The sequence below is a fragment of the Streptomyces sp. UW30 genome, from assembly GCF_008042075.1.
Classification (GTDB): domain Bacteria; phylum Actinomycetota; class Actinomycetes; order Streptomycetales; family Streptomycetaceae; genus Streptomyces.
In genome coordinates, this window is the sequence record NZ_RDBN01000026.1 from 1 (window position 1) to 23052 (window position 23052).

The 23052-nt window shown below is 70.1% G+C and carries 20 protein-coding genes and 1 pseudogene; 13 read left to right on the plus strand and 8 right to left on the minus strand.

Annotated features, from left to right (window positions below; genetic code table 11):
- A partial coding sequence (locus tag EAO75_RS13905) for a transposase family protein (protein ID WP_147995367.1) occupies positions 1-264 on the plus strand: 264 nt, incomplete at its 5' end.
- 57 nt (positions 265-321) lie between these two features.
- On the opposite strand, the gene EAO75_RS13910 is transcribed toward EAO75_RS13905, so the two are convergent.
- Positions 322-1098 (minus strand): alpha/beta fold hydrolase, encoded by a 777-nt coding sequence (locus EAO75_RS13910; protein ID WP_261989279.1) that lies wholly within the window; start codon positions 1096-1098, stop codon positions 322-324.
- 631 nt (positions 1099-1729) lie between these two features.
- Here EAO75_RS13910 and EAO75_RS13915 point away from each other — a divergent pair.
- Positions 1730-1972, plus strand: a complete 243-nt coding sequence (locus EAO75_RS13915; protein WP_410092284.1) for a hypothetical protein — start codon at positions 1730-1732, stop codon at positions 1970-1972.
- A gap of 782 nt (positions 1973-2754) precedes the next feature.
- Here the strand turns inward: EAO75_RS13915 and EAO75_RS13920 are convergent.
- A complete protein-coding gene (locus EAO75_RS13920; protein WP_147995370.1) occupies positions 2755-3564 on the minus strand; it encodes a class II aldolase/adducin family protein in 810 nt (269 codons plus the stop codon).
- Between the two features lie 76 nt (positions 3565-3640).
- Positions 3641-5161 carry a succinic semialdehyde dehydrogenase gene (locus EAO75_RS13925; protein WP_147995371.1) on the minus strand — a complete coding sequence of 507 codons (1521 nt, stop codon included), beginning with the start codon at positions 5159-5161 and terminating at the stop codon, positions 3641-3643.
- Between the two features lie 160 nt (positions 5162-5321).
- Here EAO75_RS13925 and EAO75_RS13930 point away from each other — a divergent pair, with 160 nt between their 5' ends.
- From EAO75_RS13930 to EAO75_RS13950, 5 genes are all read left to right on the plus strand, one after another.
- Positions 5322-6320: an SMP-30/gluconolactonase/LRE family protein gene (locus EAO75_RS13930; RefSeq protein ID WP_147995372.1), complete on the plus strand. Its 999-nt coding sequence runs from the start codon at positions 5322-5324 to the stop codon at positions 6318-6320.
- Between the two features lie 40 nt (positions 6321-6360).
- Positions 6361-7203 (plus strand): SDR family NAD(P)-dependent oxidoreductase, encoded by an 843-nt coding sequence (locus EAO75_RS13935; protein WP_147995373.1) that lies wholly within the window; start codon positions 6361-6363, stop codon positions 7201-7203.
- Positions 7204-7454: 251 nt separating this feature from the next.
- Positions 7455-8633 (plus strand): amino acid deaminase/aldolase, encoded by a 1179-nt coding sequence (locus tag EAO75_RS13940; protein WP_410092286.1) that lies wholly within the window; start codon positions 7455-7457, stop codon positions 8631-8633.
- A gap of 61 nt (positions 8634-8694) precedes the next feature.
- A complete protein-coding gene (locus EAO75_RS13945; protein WP_147995374.1) occupies positions 8695-9966 on the plus strand; it encodes an MFS transporter in 1272 nt (423 codons plus the stop codon).
- A 44-nt stretch (positions 9967-10010) separates the two neighbouring features.
- On the plus strand, positions 10011-11354 hold the full coding sequence (locus tag EAO75_RS13950; protein WP_261989280.1) for a D-arabinono-1,4-lactone oxidase: 1344 nt from the start codon (positions 10011-10013) through the stop codon (positions 11352-11354).
- A 58-nt stretch (positions 11355-11412) separates the two neighbouring features.
- On the opposite strand, the gene EAO75_RS13955 is transcribed toward EAO75_RS13950, so the two are convergent.
- The gene (locus EAO75_RS13955; RefSeq protein ID WP_261989281.1) at positions 11413-12012 is read right to left on the minus strand and encodes a TetR/AcrR family transcriptional regulator; all 600 of its coding nucleotides are present in this window, start codon (positions 12010-12012) and stop codon (positions 11413-11415) included.
- 179 nt (positions 12013-12191) lie between these two features.
- On the opposite strand from EAO75_RS13955, the gene EAO75_RS13960 reads away from it, so the two are divergent.
- On the plus strand, positions 12192-12815 hold the full coding sequence (locus EAO75_RS13960; protein WP_147995375.1) for a TetR/AcrR family transcriptional regulator: 624 nt from the start codon (positions 12192-12194) through the stop codon (positions 12813-12815).
- A 76-nt stretch (positions 12816-12891) separates the two neighbouring features.
- On the opposite strand, the gene EAO75_RS13965 is transcribed toward EAO75_RS13960, so the two are convergent.
- Both EAO75_RS13965 and EAO75_RS13970 read right to left on the minus strand, forming a co-directional pair.
- Positions 12892-14088, minus strand: coding sequence for an MFS transporter (locus EAO75_RS13965; protein ID WP_147995376.1), 1197 nt, complete (start codon positions 14086-14088; stop codon positions 12892-12894).
- A gap of 163 nt (positions 14089-14251) precedes the next feature.
- On the minus strand, positions 14252-17470 hold the full coding sequence (locus EAO75_RS13970) for a bifunctional cytochrome P450/NADPH--P450 reductase (RefSeq protein WP_147995377.1): 3219 nt from the start codon (positions 17468-17470) through the stop codon (positions 14252-14254).
- Between the two features lie 203 nt (positions 17471-17673).
- Between EAO75_RS13970 and EAO75_RS13975 the strand changes: the two genes are divergently transcribed.
- The 4 genes from EAO75_RS13975 to EAO75_RS13990 all read left to right on the plus strand — a co-directional run bounded on the left by EAO75_RS13975 (position 17674) and on the right by EAO75_RS13990 (position 21623).
- Positions 17674-18744, plus strand: a complete 1071-nt coding sequence (locus tag EAO75_RS13975) for a zinc-binding dehydrogenase (protein WP_147995378.1) — start codon at positions 17674-17676, stop codon at positions 18742-18744.
- 215 nt (positions 18745-18959) lie between these two features.
- Positions 18960-19247 carry a hypothetical protein gene (locus EAO75_RS45825; protein WP_187284427.1) on the plus strand — a complete coding sequence of 96 codons (288 nt, stop codon included), beginning with the start codon at positions 18960-18962 and terminating at the stop codon, positions 19245-19247.
- A 2-nt stretch (positions 19248-19249) separates the two neighbouring features.
- Positions 19250-20323: a hypothetical protein gene (locus tag EAO75_RS13985; RefSeq protein ID WP_147995379.1), complete on the plus strand. Its 1074-nt coding sequence runs from the start codon at positions 19250-19252 to the stop codon at positions 20321-20323.
- A gap of 373 nt (positions 20324-20696) precedes the next feature.
- Positions 20697-21623 carry a S1 family peptidase gene (locus EAO75_RS13990; protein WP_147995380.1) on the plus strand — a complete coding sequence of 309 codons (927 nt, stop codon included), beginning with the start codon at positions 20697-20699 and terminating at the stop codon, positions 21621-21623.
- 110 nt (positions 21624-21733) lie between these two features.
- Here EAO75_RS13990 and EAO75_RS13995 read toward each other — a convergent pair whose 3' ends face one another.
- Positions 21734-22003: an ATP-binding protein gene (locus EAO75_RS13995; protein WP_410092287.1), complete on the minus strand. Its 270-nt coding sequence runs from the start codon at positions 22001-22003 to the stop codon at positions 21734-21736.
- A 79-nt stretch (positions 22004-22082) separates the two neighbouring features.
- Between EAO75_RS13995 and EAO75_RS14000 the strand changes: the two genes are divergently transcribed.
- A complete protein-coding gene (locus tag EAO75_RS14000; protein WP_147995381.1) occupies positions 22083-22646 on the plus strand; it encodes a snapalysin family zinc-dependent metalloprotease in 564 nt (187 codons plus the stop codon).
- A 105-nt stretch (positions 22647-22751) separates the two neighbouring features.
- On the opposite strand, the pseudogene EAO75_RS14005 reads toward EAO75_RS14000, so the two are convergent.
- Positions 22752-22982, minus strand: a pseudogene (locus EAO75_RS14005) (peptidase); the annotation flags it as partial.
- Positions 22983-23052 lie beyond the last annotated feature (70 nt).

The window sequence follows — 23052 nt, forward strand, 5'->3', positions numbered from 1 at the left end:
CAGGGCGAGGTTGTGCATGCGGGCGACGGCGCCTACATCAACACCGGGCTCGTCGTCCCGCACCGCAAACGGCCGGGGCGGCCGCTGCTGAAGGGCCAGGAAGAAGACAATGCCGCGCACCGCAAGGTCCGCGCTCGCGTCGAGCATGTGATCGGCCGGCTGAAGAACTACAAGATCCTTCGTGACTGCCGGCAGCACGGCGACGGTCTCCACAACGCGGTCCAGGCCGTCGCCCGCATGCACAACCTCGCCCTGGCCGCGTGACCAGACACCCCGACAAGCCAGCTCAGGCTGCCTGATCACGGCCTTGCGCAACACGCTTTAGCGGCCCAGGAATCTCTCGACCACTGTCGCCAGAGTCTCTGGGCTCTCATCCGGGGCGAAGTGGCCGGCGTCGTTGAAGACCTCGAGCTCAGCGTTCGGATACCACCGCAGCCAGGTGGACCGCATGGTGTCAGGGCCCATCGCCGGGTCGTTCGCACCAGCCACGACAAGTACCGGGGTCGGATTTCCCTCGAGCCGCTCGTGGATGTCGGAGCCGCGAGTCCAAGATTCGAGGTAGGGGCGCAGAGCCGCCGACGAGGAGCGTTCCGAGCCGCTCACCCTGGCATCGAGCCACGCATCGTCGTGCAGACTGCCGGTGGTGACGTCAAAGATCGTCCTGCGGTTGCCGGAATCGTTCACGGCTCCGGCGAACAGCTCCCACATCTCCCCTTCGAGCGGGAACCCGGACGCGGGTACTGGCGAGATGCCGACGATCGAGCGGATCCGCGAGGGGGCGTCCAGCAACATCAGCTGGGCCGCCTTGCCGCCCATGGAGTGACCGATCACCGAGAAGGTGTCCCAGCCCAGCTCGTCGGCCACGGCGAGGGTGTCCGCCGCGACCTCCTCCATCGTGTACGCGCCGGGGGTGTCCATCGCCTCGCCGTACCCACGGCAGTCCACGAACGCGTAACTGAACGCGTTCTCGTCCCGGTACTTCCGCAGATGGCCGAAACTCGACCTGTCGCTGAGCCAATGGTGGAGTGCGAGGACCCGTTCCGGACCTTTGCCCTGTACCTCATACGGAATTACCTGTCCTGCTACATGACCTGTCACAATGCTGGGTCTCCCCCTGCGGGCCGAACCCGGAATCCCGTCGGCTTGCGGCTTCGCTCCAACGGCGTAGCAGCGCGAGCGGGCGACCGACGGCGTCGTAGGCCAGATGAATCTTTGCCGGCTGGCCCACCCCGGCCCGGCAACCTCCATTCGATCTCCTGAGGTCACCCGGTCGTCCAGCCGCTTGCGGCCACGCGAACGCCTGGCCGCTGTTGGCCAGGGAGCACACCAGCGGGTGGAACCCGAAACCGCTGTTGTAGGTGGGTGCGGCCGCCTTCTCCTCGAAGTGGCACCGGCGTGGCGTCGGGGTCCAGGACGAGGCCGGGCAGTATGCGCCCCGCGGTCCGGGCGTCGGATACGCTCTCCCGCCTCAGTGGCCTGCAGCCAGGCAACTTCCCGAGCCGAGGCGCGGCCGAGCGCAGAAAAAAGGTCAGTGCCCGCTTGTCAACGTCGGCAGAGCAGCCGCCAGACCCTCGGCGSCGAGGCGACGAAGCCGAACACTTCGGTCTGGTCCCGCAGCACGGCCAGGTCCGCAAGGGCCTCGCCGCCGTCAGCGAGCATCACCGCCAGGTCGGTGGCGATCCGTCCCGGATCATGTCCGATCCCGCGAGGCCGCAGCGGCTAGAGCGCGGTGGAGTACGCGGCGGGAGAAGGATCGGTCCTCGTGCGTATGTCCGCAGCGACCATGATCAACGGCCACGGTGTCGCCCGCGGCGGTCCCGTCACCGTCGCGGCAGGCGCCGACATCGTGCTCACCGCCCGACTCAATGAGGGCGACATCCTGACAGCATCCGCCCAAGAACGCACCCGATTCGGCCGCGGCGGAATCTACGACGTGACCGTCCTACGGGGTGCGACCGTCATCGCCGAGTAACGCGGACGCAGCCGCGTCATCGAGAATGCCCGGGAACAATGACCGCGAGCACCGGCGACAGCCACGCCGCATGGCGCCCACATCGCCCCCGGGTGTCACCCACGGCCTTCTGGTGCACCACTTCGCTTCTCGGGACGCGCTGATCGAGGAGGCCCTCGCTCACGCGGTGGGTCCCAGCGCCCGGCGCGAGCGCGCTGCGAGCAGCTTCAGGTGACGGCGTGGACTTCGCGGCGGGCCGGCGGACATGGTCACCAGCGAGCCGGAGACGCAGACCAGTCGGTACGAGCTGATGCTCGAGTCACTTCTCCGGAAGCTGCGCCTACTGCTGACCCGACGCGGAGACGAGAAGCGGCCGAGCATGCCGTCAATTCAGCAGAACACCAGGTCGGAATGGCCATCTACCCAGGGCGATCCTGGAGTTGCGGTCGGCGGAGACCGAACCGGCGGGTGTCCTCGGCACGCCGCGCAGCCGTCCCATCCCGGCCATGCGGCGGAACCGTGAAAAGGAGTGACTCGGCACCTTCGCCACGTGGTGGCCGGTCGCGACATCAACCTGAGGGAGATGTACGTCAGCAACTCCGCCGCACGCCGGACGGAGCGAAGCCGTTCGTCAGCCGGCGGGGCGACCGGCCGGTCTTGGCGGATGACTCACGACTCGCCGTCACGCTCAGTGCGAGGGGCCCTCGACCCGCGCCTACCTGATCGGTGTCCGCCCGCCCCCGCATCCCTGACGACGCTGTGCCGGAAGGTGAGCGTCGTCAGGGACTGCTGTGCGCGTGCCTTCAGTCGAAGAGGTCGGGCTGTTCCGCGGTGATCTGGTCCCACAGCGGACGGAACTGGAACCAGCCCGCAAGCGCGCCGGAGATCTGCGCCCGGACCTGCCGTGCCGTCTCCGGGTCGATGACCCTCGGCTTTCCCGCGGCCATGGCCAGCAGTTGGGCCTGGCATGAGCGTTCCATGGTGATGAAGTACCAGGCCGCCTCGGCGACGGACGCCCCGACTGTGAGCAGCCCGTGGTTCTGCAGGACGACCGCCTTGCCGTCGCCCAGCGCCGCTCCGATCCGGCGTCCCTCCTCGGTGTCGTTGACCACGCCTTGGTAGTCCGCGTAGACGCCGTGGTCCTCGAAGAAGGCGCAGGCGTCCTGGGTGATCGGCTCCAGCGGGACGCCGAGGCTGGAGAAGGCCTTGCCGTGCAGGGAATGGGTGTGCGCGGCGGCGACCACGTCCGGCCTGGCCCGGTGGACCTCGGAGTGGATGCAGAACGCGGCGTTGTTGACCGGGCGCCTGCCCTCCAGGAGCGTGCCGTCGTGGTCGACGAGGATCAGATCCGAGACGCGGATCTGGCTGAAGGACATACCGAAGGGGTTCACCCAGAAGGCGTGGGGGTTCTCGGGGTCGCGGGCGGTGATGTGGCCGGCCACGCCCTCGGAGAAGCCGAAGCGAGCGAACAGGCGGAAGGCGGCGGCGAGTTCCTGCTTACGGACCTGGCGTTCCTCCTCGACGCTCAGGTTCGGGTCGGGCAACGGGAGGTGCACGCCCTCGGGCATGGCACCGACGGAGGCGTGCGGGGCAGCCTCGGATGTCACGGTCATGGGTCTGGCCTCTCGTGAACTGAACGGTGAACTGGACGGTGAACGGATCGGTGAACTGAACAGGGGGTGGCGGGGGTCACTTGGTACGGCCGCGCAGGCCCGCTCCGTACAGGACGTCGGCCAGGCGGAGCATGAGGCGGTAGCCCGAGGGTTCGTACGGGATCATGTGCGGGTCCCGCCGCATCGGGAACCGGTTGGTGCTGACGGACTGGAGCCGGGTGTACTTGCGGATGCCTTCGGCGCCGTGGCGGACGCCGAGGCCCGAGTCCTTCCAGCCGCCCATCGGCAGGCCGAGGGCCATGTAGTTGGTCTGGGCGTCGTTGATCGTGACGCAGCCGGCCTCGATCCGCTCGGCCAGCCGGCGGGCGCGCCGCGTGTCCGATCCGACGATGGTGGCCTGCAGTCCGTAGTCGCTGTCGTTGACCAGGCGGACGGCCTCCTCGGCGTCGGCGACCTTCATCACCGGCAGGGTGGGACCGAAGGTCTCCTCCCGCATGCACTTCATGGTGTGGTCGACGTCGACGAGCAGCGTGGGCTCGAAGAAGCGGCCGGGGCCGGGGGCGGCGTGGCCTCCCACGAGGACCCGGGCACCCTTGCTCAGCGCGTCCTGGACGTGGTCCTCGATGACGGCCAGTTGGGGCGGGAAGGTCACGGCGCCCACGTCGGTGCTGCCGAGCCCGGCCGGCCGGCCGGAGGTGACCTGCCGGAACCGTTCGTGGAGAAGGTCGAGGTAGGCGTCGTACACGGCCTCCTCGACGTATACCCGCTCCACCGAGGTGCACATCTGGCCACCGTTGGACAGGGCACCCTGGATCGTGACGTTCACGGCTCGTTCCAGGGAGGCATCGGACAGGACGAGCAGGGCGTCCTTGCCGCCGAGTTCGAGTGAACAGGGGATGAGCCGCTCGCCCGCGCGAGCCGCGACCAGCCGGCCGGTCCTCGTCGACCCCGTGAACATCACGAAGTCCGCGGTGTCCACCAGTGCCCGGCCGGTGGCTCCCGCGCCGGTGACGACCTGGAAGACGTCCTTGGGCCAGCCGCACTCGCGGGCCATCCGTTCCATCAACAGCGCGGTCAGCGGCGTGTGTTCGGAGGGCTTCAGGACGACCGTGTTGCCGGCGGCGAGGGCGGGGATGGCGTCGCCGAAGGAGTTGAGCAGGGGGTTGTTCCACGGGCCGATGACGCCGACGACGCCGATGGGCACTCGGCGGGTGTACATGGCGCGGCCGAGCACGAACGGGGAGAGGGTACGCATCCTCGTCCTGGCGAGGAGCCTCGGAGCCTGCTTGGCCCAGTACGCGAAGGCGCTCGCACAGTAGACGATCTCGACGATCGCGTCCTCCTGCGCCTTGCCGTTCTCCTCGACGAGGGAGTCCACGATCTCCTGCCGGTGGGCCATCAGCCAGCGGCGGCCCCGCGCGAAGAACTCCGCACGCGAGCGGGCGTCCAGCTCCGCCCAGTCCCGCTGCGCCCGCCGGGCTCGCGCGACCGCCCCCGCCACCTCGTCCGCGGACGTGTCGGGGACATGGCCGACCACTTCTCCTGTGGCCGGATTGTCCACTGCGATACGGGCGCCCGCGGGGGCGCCGTCTGTCATGAGGGATCGAGTCTGAGCCACGGAAACTCCCGACGGAACGTTGACTTCTCTTCATCCAGAATGAGACGGTCGTTCGTACAAGTCAAGCGTCTTGTACGGATGTCCAAGTCGGGTGCTGGAAAGAGTGTGCTCTCGATCCGCGCCACGAAGGAGCGGTCGGATGAAGCGGACGGCAGTAGTGGCGCTGAGTGGCTTGGGTGTGCCCGAGTCCCTGCGCTGGCACGACGGAGCCCTGTGGTTCTCCGATCTCGCCCACGGCACGGTGCACCGCTGGGGCGGCACCGGAGAACCGGAGACGGTGCTCAAGGTCCCCGGCCGGGCCGGCGGGCTCGGCTGGCTCCCGGACGGCCGCCTGCTGGTCGTATCCATGGATGGGGGGCGCGTCCACCGCCTCGAAGCGAACGGCGAGTTGGTGGAACACGCCGACCTGCGCCGCGTCGTCGGCGGCCCGGTCAACGACATGCTCGTCGACCCGCAGGGGCGGGCCTACGTCGGCAACTTCGGCTTCGACTACCACGCCTTCTCGCGCGAGCATCCGAACTCCATGCTCTACGCGCCGCCCGGCCCGCCGAGCACCTCGATCGCCGTCCTTGCTCCGGACGGGGGCCTGGTCGGTCTGACGGAGCCGCTGCTCTTCCCCAACGGCACCCTCCTCACCGCCGACGGCGCCACCGTGGTGGTGGCCGAGACCCTGGCCATGCGGCTCACCGCCCTTCCCAGGAGCCCCGACGGAACACTCGGGACTCCGCGGCCCTGGGCCCCACTGGTCCCGCCGGTCCTGTGGCGCCTCCTGAACCATCCCGGACTCCCCGGTCGCGTCACCCGTCAGGTCTCGGCGCTCCTGGATCGTCCCGCCCTGGCGAAGCGTTCCGCGTCACCGATCGCCCCGGACGGGATCGCCTGGCACAGCGACGGCGAGACGGTCTGGGTCGCCAACGCCCTCCGCGGTGAATGCGTACGGGTCGCCCTCGGCGGCCGCGTCCTCGACCGGGTCGCGACCAGCCAGAACACGCTGAGCTGCCTCGTGGCCGGACACGACGGGCGCACCCTCTTCGCCGCCACCGTCCCGACGGACGACCCGGTCCGCGCCGCCGAACTCGACGGCGGCCGGATCGAGATGCTGCGGCTCCCCGATGAAGATTCCGGCAATTCATTTTGAACACTTGACTTGGACGGCCGACCAAGAGGAATCTGTGGCTATGCGTCCCATACCTGAGAAGAGCCAGGTCATCGTGGTGACCGGTGCGGCCAACGGCATCGGGGCCGCCATTGCGCGGCTCGCGATCGACCGGGGCCATCGAGTGATGCTGACGGACGTCGACGAGGAGGCTGTCCTGGTCTGCGCCGGTGAGCTGGGCCCCCGGGCCGCCGCCTGCCGACTGGACATCCGGAGCGCCGAGGGCTGGAGCAATGCGTTCGAGGCGACGGAAGCCGCCTTCGGGACCGTCGACGTGCTGGTCAACAACGCCGGCATCACCCACACCGGACACGCACGGGACCTGGGCCCGCGGCAGCACCGCGACATCGTCGAGGTCAACCTGCTCGGAACCATCACCGGGGTCTGTACGGCGGTCGAGCGCATGACCGCGCAGGGCCACGGCCACATCGTCAACGTGTGCAGCATGACGTCGTTCCTGCCGCTGCCCGGATACGCCACCTACTGCGGTACGAAGCACGGTCTGCGGGCCTTCCACCACAGCGTGGCCATCGAGGAACGCGACGGTCCGCTGGACTTCACGATCGTCCATCCGCCGTCCACCCGTACGGGCATGCTCGACCAGGAGATGGCCGACCCCGCCTGCGCCATCTCCTTCGCGGAGAAGTCGTACGCACCCGAGCAGATCGCCGAGGCCGTCGTCGACGCGATCACCACCAAACCGGTCGAGGTGGTCTTCCCGCCGCTCGCGGGCCGCGTCCAGCGGATCGCCGGGGTGTTCCCGAGGCTGATGCGCCGCGTCATCCCGCTGGCCGAGGCGCGCGGGCGGCGGCAGCGGGCGGGGCTGCTGTCCGCGCCGGCGGCGACCCGGCCGGAACGGTTCTGAGCCCCGGCCGGAACGGCTCTGAGCCCCGGCCGGAACGGCTCCGAGCCCCGGCGGATCCGCCCTCCTCACCCCCTCCGGAGAACCCACCCCACTTTGTTTGTTCCTGAAGACCCTCCGCGACGCCCCTGCCGTCTCTGACCCGGCCGGCGACGCGAACTCCCAGAAAGGGTGCCGATGTGAGTACGCACATGATGTCCGGTCCGGACCTGACAAGAGCCGGCTCCCCCGGCGCCGATACGGGCGACGCCAGGATGGCCCAGCTGGCCAAGGCGACCGAGCACCTGGATCCGCCGTTCGCCGTGGTGGACCTCGACGCGTTCGACGCCAATGCCGCGGACCTGGTGCGCCGCACGTACGGTCAGGCGACCATCCGGCTGGCCAGCAAGTCCGTCCGCAGCCGCGACCTGATCCGGCGCGCCGCCGGGCGGCCGGGATACCGGGGCATTCTCGCCTTCACCCTGCCCGAGGCCCTGTGGTTGGCCGAGGAACACACGGACGTCGTCATCGGATATCCGACGACGGACCGCACCGCGCTGAAGCAGCTCGCGGCCGACGAGCAGGCGGCCTCACGCGTCACCCTCATGATCGACTCCATCCGCCAACTGGACTTCGTCGACGAGATGGTGGGCACCTCCCGCCCCGACATCCGCGTCTGCATCGATCTGGATGCCTCGCTCGAACTGGCCGGCGGCCGCCTCCACCTGGGCCCGTACCGCTCCCCGGTGCACTCCGCGCGGCAAGCCGGCACGCTCGCCCGAGCCATCACGGACCGAGCCGGATTCCGCCTCGCAGGTGTCATGTCGTACGAGGGCCAAATCGCCGGACTCGGCGACAACCAACCCGGGTCACTGCTCAAGCGGGCCGCGATCCGCGCCATGCAGCGGATCTCCGCGGGCGAACTGGCTGAACGGCGCGCCGAGGCGATCGCGGCCGTCGAGGCCGTGGCACCGCTGGAGTTCGTCAACGGCGGTGGCACGGGCTCCGTCGAGCAGACGGCAGCCGAACACGTCATCACCGAGATCGGCGCCGGATCGGGTCTGTACGGGCCCGGGCTGTTCGACTTCTACCGGCGCTTCCGGCCCCGCCCGGCCGCCTACTTCGTCATGTCCGTCGTACGCCGCCCGAACGCCAGGATCGCCACCGTCCTCGGCGGCGGCTGGATCGCTTCCGGCTCACCGGGTCTCGACCGCCAGCCGACCCTGAGCTGGCCGCGCGGCCTGCGCATGAACCCCCGGGAAGGGGCCGGAGAGGTCCAGACCCCGGTCCTGGGCGCCGCCGCCCACGGGCTGCGGCTCGGCGACCACGTCTGGTTCCGGCACGCCAAGGCGGGCGAACTCTGCGAGCGCGTCAACACCCTCCACCTGGTGTCAGGTGCGGACGTCGTCGCCAAGGTCCCCACCTACCGCGGCGAAGGCCACGCATTCCTCTGACCCGCCCGGACTCTGCCCTGCCCCGACTCCGACCAGGCCCGTTTCCGACTCCGGAGGCCCGATGCCCACAGATTTCCACAGCACGCCTCCGGCGCCGGCGGGCGCCGCCCGACTGGAGGCCGGCGACGGGCCGAGCGAACCCGTCACGAGGACCTGGACCGCCCTGTTCGGCCTGGTCTGGTTCGGGTACTGGATGGCGAACCTCGTCCCCCTCCAGCTGCTGCTTCCCCAGCAGTTGGAGGCGATCGACCCGGTCTCCAAGGTGCACGACTTCGCCGTCGTCAACGCGGTCTCCGGAGTCGTCGCACTGGCGGCCCTCCCGGTGTGCGGGGCGCTGTGCGACCGCTCCCGCAGCCGCTTCGGACGCAGACGGCTCTGGCTCGGGGCCGGCACCCTGGTGCTCGCGGCGGGGCTGACCGTCACCGGACAACAGACGACCGTGACGGGAGTGACCGTTGCCTGGGCAGCCGCCATGCTCGGACTCAGCGCCGCCACGGCCGGGCTGACCGCTGTCATCGCCGACCGTGTCCCGATCAGCCAGCGGGGCGTCGTGTCCAGCGCGATCTACGGCCCCCAGGCCCTAGGTGTGGTGACCGGCATAGCCGTCGTCTCGGCCTTCGCGCTTTCTCCCGGGAGCAGCTACGCCGTCATCGCGGTCGTGTTGGTCGGCTGCGCCGTGCCGTTCCTCGCACGCTACCGCGACCCCGCGGACAGCTCCGAACCCCCGCTGCGCCTGCGCGCGCTTCTCGCCTCCATGGGCCGTTCGCTGCGCAACCGCGACTTCGCCTGGGCCTTCGGCGGCCGACTGCTGGTCAACCTGGCGAACTCTCTCGGTGTCTGCTACACCCTGTACTTCCTGACCGACGACCTGAAGGTCGCCGACCCGGCCGGCAGCCTGCTCGCCTGCACCACCGTGTACCTCTTGGCCGGCATCCTGGCCACAGCGGTCGCCGGTGTCCTGTCCGACCGGCTGGGCAGAAGACGGATCTTCGTCGCGCTGGCCGCCCTGCTCCAGGCCGCCGCCGGGTTTCTCCTGGCGAGCTTTCCGAACCTCACAGTCACTCTGGTGACATCGGCACTCATGGGCGCCGGCTTCGGGGCGTACATGTCCGTCGACCAGGCCCTGATCACCCAGGTACTGCCGGACGCCGCGAGCCGAGCCCAGGACCTCGGCATCATGAACATCGGCTCGGTGATCCCGCCCGCGCTCGCCCCCCTGATCGCCAGCCTCATCATCACCTCCGATCGCGGCTATCCCGTCCTCTTCGCCCTCGTCGGCGCGACCGCGGCCGTCGGGGCCCTGCTCGTCTACCGCGTGCGGTGTGTCAGATAGCGGCGCTGCGCCCCCGCAGTGCCCCTCAGCGCAGAAGGAAGACCATGGAAACGATGCGCCACAGCTCCCAGCGGTACGGACAAGGCGAGAACGTCGGCAGCTGGCAGAACTGGGCCGGCAACGTCACCGCCCGCTCGGCCCGGGACGCCCGCCCCGCCTCCGTCGAGGAGCTTCGGGCCGTCGTCCGCCAGGCGGCCGAGGACGGCCTGGCGGTCAAGGCGGTGGGCAGCGGCCACTCCTTCTCCGCCGCTGCCGTCACCGACGGAGTGCTGATTCGGCCGGACCGGCTCACCGGCATCCGCGCGATCGACCGGGCGGCCGGCACCGTCACCGTGGAGGCGGGCACCCGGCTCAGGACGCTGAACATGGCCCTGGCCCAGGAGGGGCTGTCCCTCACCAACATGGGCGACATCATGGAGCAGACCGTCGCGGGCGCGACCAGCACGGGCACCCATGGCACGGGCCGCGACTCGGGCGCGCTCTCGGCCCAGATCCGGGGCCTGGAACTGGTGACTGCCGACGGATCACTGCTCACCTGCTCCCGGACCGAGAACCCGGAGGTGTTCGCCGCCGCGCGCATCGGGCTCGGCGCGCTGGGCGTGATCACCGCCATTACCTTCGCCGTCGAACCGCTCTTTCTGCTCAGCGCGCGCGAGGAACCGATGACCTTCGACCGTGTCACCGCGACCTTCGACGAACTCCACGCGGACAACGACCACTTCGAGTTCTACTGGTTCCCCCACACCGACAACTGCATCACCCTGCGCAACAACCGAACCGTCGGCCCCCACGCCCCGCTGGGCCGGCTCAGAGGGTGGTTCGAGGACGAGTTCCTCGCCAACGGGGTCTTCCAGGCACTCAACTCCGTGGGCAGGGCCGTTCCCTCGGCCGTACCGGCGATCGCGCGGCTCGCCAGCCGAAGCCTCGCGGGCCGGACCTATACGGACATCCCCTACAAGGTCTTCACCAGTCCGCGTCGTGTGCGGATGATCGAGATGGAGTACGCGGTCCCGCGCGAAGCAGCCGTCGACACCCTCCGCGAGCTCAAGGCCATGGTCGACCGTTCCGATCTGCGCATCAGCTTCCCCGTCGAGGTCCGGGCCGTCCCCGCGGACGACATCACTCTGTCCACCGCGTCGGAGCGCGACAGCGCCTACATCGCCGTCCATGTGTACCGAGGCATGCCCTACCGGCGGTACTTCACGGAAGCGGAACGCATCTTCGCAGCGCACGACGGGCGCCCGCACTGGGGGAAGCTCCACACCCGCGACGCCGACTACTTCGCCGACGCCTATCCACGCTTCGCCGAGTTCACCGCTCTGCGCGACCGGCTCGACCCTGACCGGCGCTTCGCCAACCCGTATCTGCGCGGGGTGCTGGGCGACTGACGACGCGGACACGGGCCCGCGATGCGCGGCGCGGGCCCACCGGCGGCTTCCCGGTTGTCTAGGTCCGCTTGCCGGCCAGGGACATGAGGTGCTCCCCGGTCAGCCGGAGGACCTCGTGCGTCTGCTCGCTGTCGCGGTCGACCAGCCAGCACAGGGTGACGCCGTCCAGCACCGAGTTGAGGTAGCGGGCCAGGACCGGAGTGGGCACCGTCCACCGGACCCCGGCGCTTTCGGCGGCTTCCGTGAGGAGCTCCTCGTGGACCTCCAGATAGTGCTGGTACTGCCGGCGAGCCAGTTCCTCGAACCCGGCCTGACGCAAGGCGTAGTGAGTGAGTTCGTAACTCACCTGGTGCTCACCGGGATTCAGCTCCACGCCCGCCCAGAAGGCGCTCAGGCTCTTGGTGATGCGTGAGGCCAGGTCGCCGTTCCCCTCGAACGCTTTCCGGGCTGCTGTGACACTGCTGTCCGTGAAGCGGGTGATGACTTCCTGGAGCAGTTGCTCCCGTGAGTCGAAGCAGTAGTGGAAGACGCCCAGCGGCATGTCGGCTTCGCCGACGATCGCGCGGGTCGTCGCCTTGGCGACGCCGTCGCGAACCATGACCCGTAGAGCTGCCGCGATCAGCTCCTCCCGGCGGTCCTTCGCTGCCATACGGGACATCTGATCCGCTTCTCCTTCGGAAGAAATACGTGTACTGACGATGCTATCGCATTGTCTTGGACGGCTGACCAATATGTCGCCGTGGGCCGGTCCACCCGTCCGGCCGCCCGGCGGCACACACGTTTGCAGAATCTTGATCGGTCGACTTGTTCGATGGACTAGGTCGCTATCATGTTCCTATGGCTCATGTTTCCGTGGCGGAGCGCCGCCCCCAGCTGATCAACGCGGCCATCGCCCTCATGGCCAGAGAGGGCATCGCCGCCGGAAGCACCCGTGCCATCGCCGCGGAACTCGGCGTGGCCCAGGCGACTGTGCATTACACCTTCGGTACGAAAGAGGACCTGTACCGGGCGGTCGTGGAGCGGCTCACCCAGGACCTGGTCTCTCAGGTCGAGGCGGCGGCACCCGCGGACGCCGGTTTTGAGGAGACGCTCGCGGCACTGGCCGGTGCCCTGTGGCGCACCGTGCGTGAGCAGCCGGCCAGCCACCAACTGCTCAGCGAGCTGACCATGTTCGCGCTGCGGACACCGAGCCTGCGCGAGACGCTGCAGAGCCAGTACCGCGAGGTGACGGACGTGACGGCGAAACTGGTGACGGAGGCGGCCGAGCGCACCGGCCACAGGCTCGTTCAGCCCGCGTCGGTCATCGCCCGGTTCTTCCTGGCCGGGTTCGACGGGCTGGTCCTCCAGCACCTGACCCTGCCGGACGAAGAAGCTGAACTCCCCAGTCTGCAGGCCCTGGTCGGCAGTGTCATGGCACTGGCCGATGGCCGACTGAACCGCGTTGCCGTGCCCGGCGCCTGACGTCGCTCCGCACTGGTGGGGTGTACGGACGCCTCACCCGGTGCCGGATGCAACGACTTCCCCCGGGCAGAGGTTCTCACCCGGATTCGGCCACCGGCGAGGGGGCGGTTCGGTGCTCCTCGGAGACCGCCGAGCTGGCAACCGTCATCTTCAGCAGAGGCAGCGAGGCTGCGAAGGTGCCGAGCGCCAAGAGGATGCCGAGGGCTACAGCCCCCGCGCCGTCAAGGACGGCGCCCACGGCCAGCGGTCCCATGCCGGTGCCCAGCGCGCCCGCCCCGCTGAGGGAGGCCACCAGGCGTCCGGTCGGATCAAGCAGCGCTGCGGCGGCGAGGGTCTGTACCAGCACGGCCAGTTGGCAGGCCTGCCAGAGGACGGCCGCGACGATGAACAGCACCGGGTCGTGGGTGAAGATCAGGACGGCCATCGCGAGGGCCTGTGCGGTGACGAAGACGGCCATCGAGCGCATACGGCCGAAGCGCTGTGCCGCGGCGGGACCCGCGACGGCCCCGACGAGTGCCACGACACTGGAGATCGCAAGGACGGCCGACACAGCCGTGTGGGACATGCCGGTGTGCTGGCGCCCCAGCACCGAGGCGTACGACCAGGCGCCCTGGGTGACGGCCCACAGCAGCGCGGTCCCGGCCAGCAGGATCACGGAGGGTCTGGCCGCGGCCTTGGTCTCCGGGCCGGTGGGCGCGGTTCCCGGTGTCGCCGGACCGTCCGGCAGTCGGCGGACCAGCGGCCAGGCGGCGAGACAGCACAGGGCCATGAGCAGGAATCCGGTGCCCTCCGCCACGTCGTGGTTGGCCGCGGGCACCGCCATGATCAGCAGGGCTGTCACACCGACCACGCCGGAGATGGTGACTGCGGACGCCTTGTCGGCGTCGTCGGTGGCGGCGAGCGCGGCCGTGGCCGCCGCGTAGACCGCACCGAGTCCGGCGCCGACGACCAGGTTCGCCAGGGTCAACGTCACGACGTCGGTCGCCGCGGTCGCCCCGAGGAAGCCGGCGCCCGCGAGGGCGAGACCGAGACGGGTCATCCGCACGCGGCCGGGCCGGGCGGCCCGCTCGGCCAGGAGCAGGGTGACGACAGCGGTCGCCAGCAGCTGGGTCGCGGCAACGAGTCCGGCGCCGGAGTCCGACAACCTGAAGCGCGAGGCGAAGTCATCGACGAACACGGGCATCACGTTCGCTCCACCGTTGCCCAGGGTCACCCCGGCGACGAGGGCAACCGCGACACCGAAGGTCAGGACGGATCCCTTCCGCGCGTTCACGGGCACCGCCACTGCGTGCTGTGGGGGACGTCCGCGAATCCTCGGCGGATCGCCGAGCGTGCAACAACCATCAGGACCTCACTGGTAGGGGGCATGCTGGGGATTCGCCCTACGGCAGCCACGGGCGCGTCGGGCTCGTGGCTCGCAGAGCGGGCGGCCGTGGTCAGCCGGCCCACACGTCCTCGACGTAGCAGCCGGACTCGATGAGAGCGGCCAGCCAGGTGGTCGCCTCCTCGTCGCCCGCGCCGGTGTACGTGCGGTAGATCGTCATGAACGCCTCCCGCACCGCCGGGGCCATACGGCGGCCGTCGCCGCAGACGTGGATGCGGCCACCGGCTTGCAGCACTGCCCAGACCTCGTCGCTCTCCCGCGCGATGCGGTCCTGGACGAAGCGGGCGCCGTCCTCGGGCGCGCAGGCGAAGGTGGGGCGCATACTGACGGACCCGGCGGCCTCGGCCTGCTCGAACTCCTCGCGGTGCAGGTAGTCGACGTCCGGGTGGTCGCAGCCGAAGTAGCACAGCAGCGTTCCGGTGGAGCGGGTGTGGTGGCGGTCGAGGACGGCACCCCGGAAGGGGGCCAGGCCGGTCCCGGCGCTGACCGCGATGACCGGAACGGCGTCGTCGCCGGGCAGGCGGAAGGACTCGCTGCACGGGAGCACCCGGGCCTGGACGGTGTCGCCGGGCTTGAGGGTTTGGGCGTAGTGCGAGGCGATGCCGTGGAAGGTGCCCTCGCCGGCGCGATGGGGTGCGGCGAGCAGTGACACCATCAGGTCGATTTCGCCGGGTGCCGCCTGGGCGGAGGAGGAGATTGAGTAGTGGCGCGGGCGGAGCACCGGCAGCAGTTCCAGGAAGAGTTCGAACGGTAGCTCGCAGGCGCGGTAGCGCTCCAGCAGGTCCAGGAGACTGCGGCCGGTGGCGGTCACCTGCTCGCGGAAGGTCGCCGGGGCTGCCATGGCGAGCTGCGTCAGGGGGAGCTTCTCGGGCGGGCAGGCGGTGTGCTCGGCGAGCACGGCGACCTGTTCCGGCGTCGCGGGGTCCTGCAGTTCCACGAAGTCGGTCAGCAGCCGGCGCAGGGTCAGCGGTCGGTCCACGGGCAGGGCACTGCGGCTGCGGCGACGGGCGCGCAGCCGGACCGTGCGGTCCAGGTCGAGACCGAACCGGTCGGCGGCCCGCTGGACGAGGGCGTCGGGGTTGTTCGGCAGGACGGCCAGATGGTCGCCGGTGCGGTAGGTGATGCCCTCGGGCAGCCGCAGCCGGAGGAAGCGCTTGGAGCGGCCCAACTCGTGTTCCATGTCGACCAGTTCGCGGGCCTCGACTACCTCCATCGGCTGGACACCGTGCCGGGCGGCGAGTGCGCCGACCACCGAGTCGGTCGTCTCCTCCAGCTGGTACAGGCACTGGTCCGCGCCCTGCTCCGGCTCGGTCTGCGCCGCGCCCGTGGTCCCTGAGTCGCCGTACCGTTCCAGCAGGGTGGTCCACAGCTCGGCCGTCCAGCGGTCCACGGTTCCCGCGAAGTCGCCGGAGGCGTCCGCAGCGGCACGCTCCAGCAGGGGGGTGGCGCCGGCCGCCTTGAGGCTTTCGTCGATGAAGGTGGGGATGCGCTGGTAGGTGGCGGCCCAGTTGCGATCGCCGACGCCCAGCACGGCGTAGCGGACGCCGTCGAGCGAGCCGGGCTCAAGACCGTCCAGCCAGGCGACGAACCGGGCGGCGTCGTCGGTGGGGCGGCCGTTGTAGGAAGCGGCGACGATCACTACCGGGCCCTCGGTGGCGGCCAGCTCGCCGGCGTAGTCGTCGAGCGGGGCGACTGAGGGGGCGAACCCGTGCGCGTCACCGTCCACCGCCAGATCCCGCGCGATACCGGCACAGGTGCCGAGGTTGGAACCGTGCAGCAGGGTCAGTGCCGTGCCGGTGACGCGCCGGGGCGAGGGCCGGTCATGTGTGTCGGGCGCGCTGCTCGCGGCGGCATGGGGCAGCCGTCGCTCGCCGGTGGTGCGACGGGCGAGCGCGAGGGAGAACGCGTCGGGCTTGATGGTGAGGGACTGCTTGATCGTCAGCTGGTAGTCGGCGTGGTCGATCAGACGGTAGCGGTGCACCAGCAGACCGAGCAGCAGGGTGGCCTCATGCAGGGCGAACTGCCGTCCGATGCAGGCGCGTTCGCCGCTGCCGAACGGTTTGAAGAGGTGGACGGGGCGGGCCGCCTCCCGCTCCGGGGTGAAGCGGTCGGGGTCGAACAGCTCGACGTTCTCGCCCCAGGCGGGGTCACGGTGCAGGGCGGGGGTGAGCACCATCAGCGTCTCACCCTCGCGCACCGGGTACCTGCCGCCGATGACTGTGTCCTCGACGGGTTCCACAGCGAAGGCGGGAGCGGTCGGCCACAGCCGCAGGCTCTCGCTGAGTACCTGACGGATGTACGTCAGCTTGCCGATGTCCCCGTACTCGGGCTCGGGGGCATCCGTGTCACCCCACAAGGCGTCCACCTCGGCCTGGGCGCGGGCCAGTACCTCGGGGTGCTTGGTGAGGTAGTACAGGGCGAAGGACAGGGCGCCGCTGGTGGTCTCGTGGCCGGCGATCAGGAACGTGATCACCTGGTGGCGGATGTTCACGTCGTCCAGCGGTGCGCCCGTGGCCGGGTCGGGGGTGTTCAGCATCCGGCCGAGCAGGTCGTCGGTGCCGGTGTCGGCCGATGCCCTGCGCTGCCGTATCACCTCGTCGACCAGGTCGGTCATCAGCTCGGCGTCCTCGCGGAACTGGTCGGCCTGCTTCCACCGGAACACCTCCGTGCCCGGGATCGCCTCGCCCTTGACCTGGGTGAAGGCCAGCGCCCGGGACATCGCCTCGACGAACGGGTGCGGCTCGTCTCGCCGGAAGGACTCGAAGTCGTAGTCGAAGCCGCACAGTCCGATGGTGTCGAAGGTCAGCCGGGTCATGTCCTCGGGCACGTCCACGGATCGCTCACCCGCGGCCTCGTCCCACTTGGCGATCAGCGAGCGGGCCACGCGCAGCATCGTCGTGTGGTAGCCGCGCATCGCGCCGAGCGAGYACGCCGGCATCAGGATGTCGTGCGCCTTCTGCCAGTTCGGCTCGTGGTGGAAGGCCGTGAACAGGCCGTCACCGGCGATCTGACGGATCTCAACCAGATCCGGGTGGACGTTCTTACGGAACCGGGTCTCGTCCGACAACTCGGTCACCAGGTCCAGGCCCCCGACGAGCACGGTCTCGGTCCCGAAGACCCGGACCCGGAACACCGGGCCCAGTTCCTTGACCTCCTTCATCAAGTGGATGAGCCCTTCCGCCCCCCTCGGGATACCGAGGGCGTGACCGATCAGAGGAAGAGCCGGGCGCTCCGGGATCGTCTCGGCCGGGACAAGGTTCGGCTTGCTCATGAGCGTGCCTTTCGTTCGCACCATCGGTCGCTTGCCGATCACCCTAGCGGCAACATTGTCAGGTGACCGTGTCGATTGATTGTGTTGCTTGACACGGTCGGTCGACGGAACTTCTATGGGCGGTGCCACGTCAACTGGGCAAATGACGTTGTCCATCGACCACGTCATGCGACCGCAGTAGTCATCGAAGTGAGGAACCTGTCATGAACGCACCGAACACCATGCTTGCCGGACGGCTCCATCTCGACAGTCGGGCCTTCGTCGTCGAGGAGGTGCCCGTCCCCATGCCCGGACCCGGGGAAGTACTGGTCGAGGTCCGTGCCGCGGGAGTCTGCCTGTCCGACGTCCACCTGATCGACGGCAGCATCAGCCCGTTCTTCCCCGTCGAGGCGGTCGCGAAGTCACGCGCGCTCACTCTCGGGCACGAGGTCGCGGGCGTCGTCCATGCCCTCGGGTCTGACGTTCAGGGGCTCTGGAACCCGGGGCAGCGGGTGGTGCTGCAGGCTGGACAGGCGTGCGGGGAGTGCGGGGACTGCCTGCGCCGCATGCCGTGCGGGCGACCGCAGACCCGGGGCGTGGACTACGACGGCGGGTGGGCCCAGTACGCCGTCGCCCGCGAGGACACGCTGGTCCCGATCCCGGACGACCTGCCCTTCGAGCAGGCCGCGATCATTCCCGACGCGGTCTCCACCCCGTACGCCGCGATCGTCGAGACGGGTGCGGTCCGACCGGCGCAGGCGGTCGGGATCTGGGGCGCGGGCGGACTCGGCGCACACGGAATCCGCATCGCCCGCATGGTCGGCGCGGCGCCGATCGTCGTCGTCGACCCGCTGGCCACGGCCCGGGAGCGCGCCCTCGCCTTCGGTGCGGACATCGCGCTCGACCCGGCCGCGGCCGGGTTCGCCGAGGCGGTGGACGAGGCTACGGGCGGGCGCGGAATAGACGTGGCGTTCGACTTCGCGGGCGTGGGCGCCGCCCGGTCCCAGGCCCTGAGCGTGCTGGCACCGGACGGTGTGCTGGTGCTGGCAGGGCTGACTCCGGAGCCGATCACCGTCGACGCAAGCATGGGCTTCTGCTTCAAGGGCAATCAGATCCGCGGCCACTACGGCTCCGGACCCCAGCACGTGGAACAGCTCATCGGCCTCACCTCCGCCGGCCGGATCGACCTGGCGCCGTCCATCACGAGCCGCGTCCCGCTCGCCGAGGCGGCCGATGCCGTCGCCCGGCTGGAGAACAAGACCGGAGACCCGATCCGGTTCGTGCTCACTCCCTGAGGCCGCGGCGGGACACGGGGCGACAGCCCGCTTCGGTCTGACGCCCCCTCCGTCGTCTCTTACGGAAGGGGAAGCGGAAATCGGAGATTGATCTCCGGAATCCGATCGACTTCGACCTCGCGGGGTACCAGCGAGCTTTCAGCGGGAACCGGACTCACCAAGGCCAACTCGTAGGGGGCACCGCCGGGCCAGTAGGCGGTCACGTAGTCCGGCCAGTGGCCGAACACCTCGTGGGGAACGGCTACGTCCAATGGAACGTGGCCCGGCTGCACCACCACGTGCTCGGCCCGGCTCGAGGCCGAGCGCTGGGACGTCGGTCCGCCCCGCGTCCACCGGCCTGCGCCACGCCCGCCGCTCAAGGCCAGGGCTTGTGGTCCCGGGCCGCGCAACCTGCGGACGCCCACCACTGCCTGATGGTCGCGGCGGGCGCCTTGCCCATGTTCCGCCATCTCCTGCACATCCGGGGCGTCTACCTCGACCTCGAAACCCTCATCGGGACGTGACCATGGGCATCAGCAGGGCAGCACTGTCCGCCGGGGCCGACGCGGCCACGAGCAAGGTCAGCAAGGAACTGAGCAAGAAGGTGGCGGCCCACGCGCCGCACGCTTCGATCGAACAGTCTCTGGCGCTCCGCCCGGAGCCCCGTGCCGTCAGGCTGTCGCGGTTGTTCGATCTGGTCACCGGCGACCCGCCGGTCCGCATGGCCCGCATCCTCGAGCTGATGGACGTCCTGCACGGCGAGCTGCGGGCCGTGATGGCTCGCATCCCGCTCAGGCCCCTTCACTTCGGCTTCAAAACCGTCGAGGAGATGGTGCAGTACATCGGCGAAGTGTTGTTCATGATGGAGACGAGCGCCGCGTCCCCTGCGGATTTCGTGGCCGGGATCGATGGCTGGCGCCGCAACCTCGTCGGCCGCATCCTCTTCGAACGGCTGGTCAAGTACCACCCCAGGCTCGACGCGTTCTTCCGCGGACTCGCCAAGGATCTCGTCAAGCAGGTCAACGCCGAACTCGCCGCATCCCGCCGCGCCCTGGTGGACGCTCGCGGCAAGCCGAGGCGAGCCTCACCCACGTTCGGGGAACCGGAGAAGGTCATCGAATTCCGCCTGGTCGGAGGGGACGGCATTGAGCGGGCCTTCACCGACGCAGGGTTCCTCGCCACCAACCGTGAGGGCCGGCGGGCCCTGCTGCCCCTGGAACTGAAGATGCCCGCCGCCCTCCAGGGCGTCGCCGCTCAGTTCGACGAGTTCCTCTCCCGGCTGCAGGCAGGCGAGGAACTGATCGTTGTAGTGGAGCGGAACGGAGCCCTGGTTCGTCAGCCGGTCGACCCGGACAAGCTGCTGTTCATGGCCCACGACCGGGCGCAGGTGGCCGTCGCCCCGCTGAGTGTGAAGGCGGCCGAGCGGCTGGCGCAGCAGAAGAAGGGGCCGGTCCAGCCGGATGAGGTCGCCCGCGTCGTCGACTTCGAGCCGAAGCACAGCGAGTCGCGACAGCTGTCGTACTACGTCATCCGGCTGCTGGTGCTGCGCGACTGGCTGGAGGAGATCGCCCGCCCGATCACCGATCCGCCGAAGCGGTAGCCGGACGCAATGGGCAGGCCCTCTTACTCCTGCGTACGTCGCACCGGGAGCGCACGCACAGGCGGACCGGCGAGGCGTCACCCGGTCCCCGGTGCCGTGGCTGATCCGACCGAAACGCCCGTGCGGTCGGGGTGAGCCGCGCTCGCCGCACTGGCCTCCCCGTTGCCCGCATGCGGTGCCGTGGCCGGGCTGCCGTCGCCGGTAGGGGAAGCGTGGGGCCTGGCCCCGTGACTCGCACGCGGTGATCTATCGGGCCGTCACCCGTACGCGGTGCCCAGGTCGCTCGGGTCTTGGAGGCGCGGTTAGCGTCCGGAGAGGATCACCGAGCGGCCGTTCCGGTCCCGTGGCGGCCCGAACCTTGCTGGAGGCCAGTATGTGGATCAGCCGCCCGTCGCCCCGGCCCGCGAGACGCCGTACCCGCCTGGTCGTCCTGGCGTCCGGACTGACCGCCCTGGCGGCGACCGCCCTGGCCGCAACCGCGGCCCACGCCGGCGCTGTCGACCCCAGCCCCACCACGTACAGCGTCGCGCAGCTCGCCGCGGTCGAGGAGGCGGTGGCGAGCGCCGATGTGGTCGGCACCGCCTGGAGCGTGGACGACACGTCCGGCAGGGTGCTGCTCGCCGCCGACAGCACCGTGTCCGCCGCCGCGATCGACGCCATCGAGCGAGGCGCGGGCGCCAACGCCGGGGCGCTGCGCGTCGAGCGCCTGCCGGGCAAGCTCTCCAGGTACCTCTCCGGAGGGGACGCCGTCCACAGCGCCGACGCCGCCGGCGCGTTCCGCTGCTCGCTGGGCTTCAACACCCGGGACGGCGGCGGAAACCACTACTTCCTCACCGCCGGCCACTGCACCAACGGAACCACCGACTGGTACTCGGACCGGCTCGTCACACACATCGGCACCACCGCAGGGTCCAGCTACCCCGGCAACGACTACGGCCTCGTGGCCTACGACGCCGGCCAGCCCGTCCCGCCCGGCACCGTCGGCAACCAGGAAATCACCAGCGCCGGCAACGCCCAGCGCGGCCAGTCCGCCTGCCGCCGCGGCTCCACCACCGGCACCCACTGCGGCCGGGTCACCGGCGTGAACTGGAGTGTGCGCTATCCGGACGGCGTGGTGACCGGCATGATCCGCACCAACATCTGCGCCGAGCCGGGGGACAGCGGCGGCCCCCTCTACGCCGGCAGTCAGGCGCTGGGCCTCACCTCCGGCGGCAGTGGCAACTGCACCACTCCGCCCAGCACGACGTTCTTCCAGCCGGTCACCGAGGCCCTCAACGCCTTCGGGGTGCAGGTGTACTGAGCACTGGCAGAGAAACCCGACCGGGGCTTGGGCCTGGGGCATGCTGCACGGTGACCGACCCGCCGAAGCTCCCCCCGCCTTACGCGTCCACTGAGGACTGACGCGGGGCTTCAGCGGCCGGTCGTGCCGGTCAGCCAGTCGCGTGGCAGCAGCGTCAGGGTGTCCCGCACGTCCTGGACACCGATGGCCGGCAGGCGCAGTTCGAAACGAGTGCCGGGTCGCCCGTCGGGGCGGTCCAGCACGGTGATCCGGCCGCGGTGCAGGGCGACCTGCTGGGCGACCAGGGTCAGACCGAGGCCGGATCCGGGGCTGTCCGGGCCCCGGCGAGCGGCGTTGCGGGCGGACCGCCTCAGGTTCCGGACCGCCTCGGATCGGCGGATTCAGGTTCCCTCCCGCTGGGCATTGAGGCAGTGAATGTCATGAGCACGACTAACCTTCCCCCCACAAGGAGGTCGAATCATGCACGTACGTAGGCTGACCGGCGGCCTGGCCGCTGTCTGTGTGGTGTCCCTGTCCCTGATGGGCGGCCAGGCGGTGGCCGGTCCGCTCGACGTGGCTGAAACCCCCCTGGCTGCCCGTGTCCTCACCTACGACGCCGGCGGCTCCGCGGAGTTCAGGAGCGCCGTCGACCGGGGCGCGGCGATCTGGAACGAGAGCGTCGACTCCGTCGAGCTGCGGCCGGCCAACACCGGGCAGCGCGCGAACATACGGGTCCTCGCGGACAACGGCTGGCCTCGCGCCCTGCCCACCACTCTGGGCAACGGAACGGTCTACATCGGGCGCCAGGCCGTCGATCAGGGCTACGACACGATCCGCATCTCCGCCCACGAGCTCGGGCACATCCTGGGCCTGCCCGACCGCAAGCCCGGACCGTGCTCGAGCCTGATGTCCGGTTCCACTGCGGGCACCGCATGCACGAACCCGTACCCGGACACGGCGGAGAAGGCGGAGGTCGAGGGGAACTTCGGCGGCGAGCTCGTCGGGCGGGCCCCGGCGGCGGATCCTGAGCTGATCGTGGACTGACGCATGCCGCACCATGCATGAGGAAGACGAGCCCGCCCGGTGCCCTGCGCGCACCGGGCGGGCTCAAATCGCCGAGGCGGTCCGTCCGGTTCGTGGCTCTGCGGGGGTGGGCAGGGCGCGAGGCCAGCCGTTGTCCGCGAGGACCCGTATGTTCGCGCGCTGCCCGGTGTTGGCCGGCCGCAGCTCGACGGAGTCGACGCTCTCGTTCCAGATCGCCGCGCCCCGGTCGACGGCGCTCCTGAACTCCGCGGAGCCGCCGGCGTCGTAGGTGAGGACACGGGCAGCCAGGGGGGTTTCAGCCACGTCGAGCGGACCGGCCACCGCCTGGCCGCCCATCGTGAGGACACGGGCAGCCAGGGGGGTTTCAGCCACGTCGAGCGGACCGGCCACCGCCTGGCCGCCCATC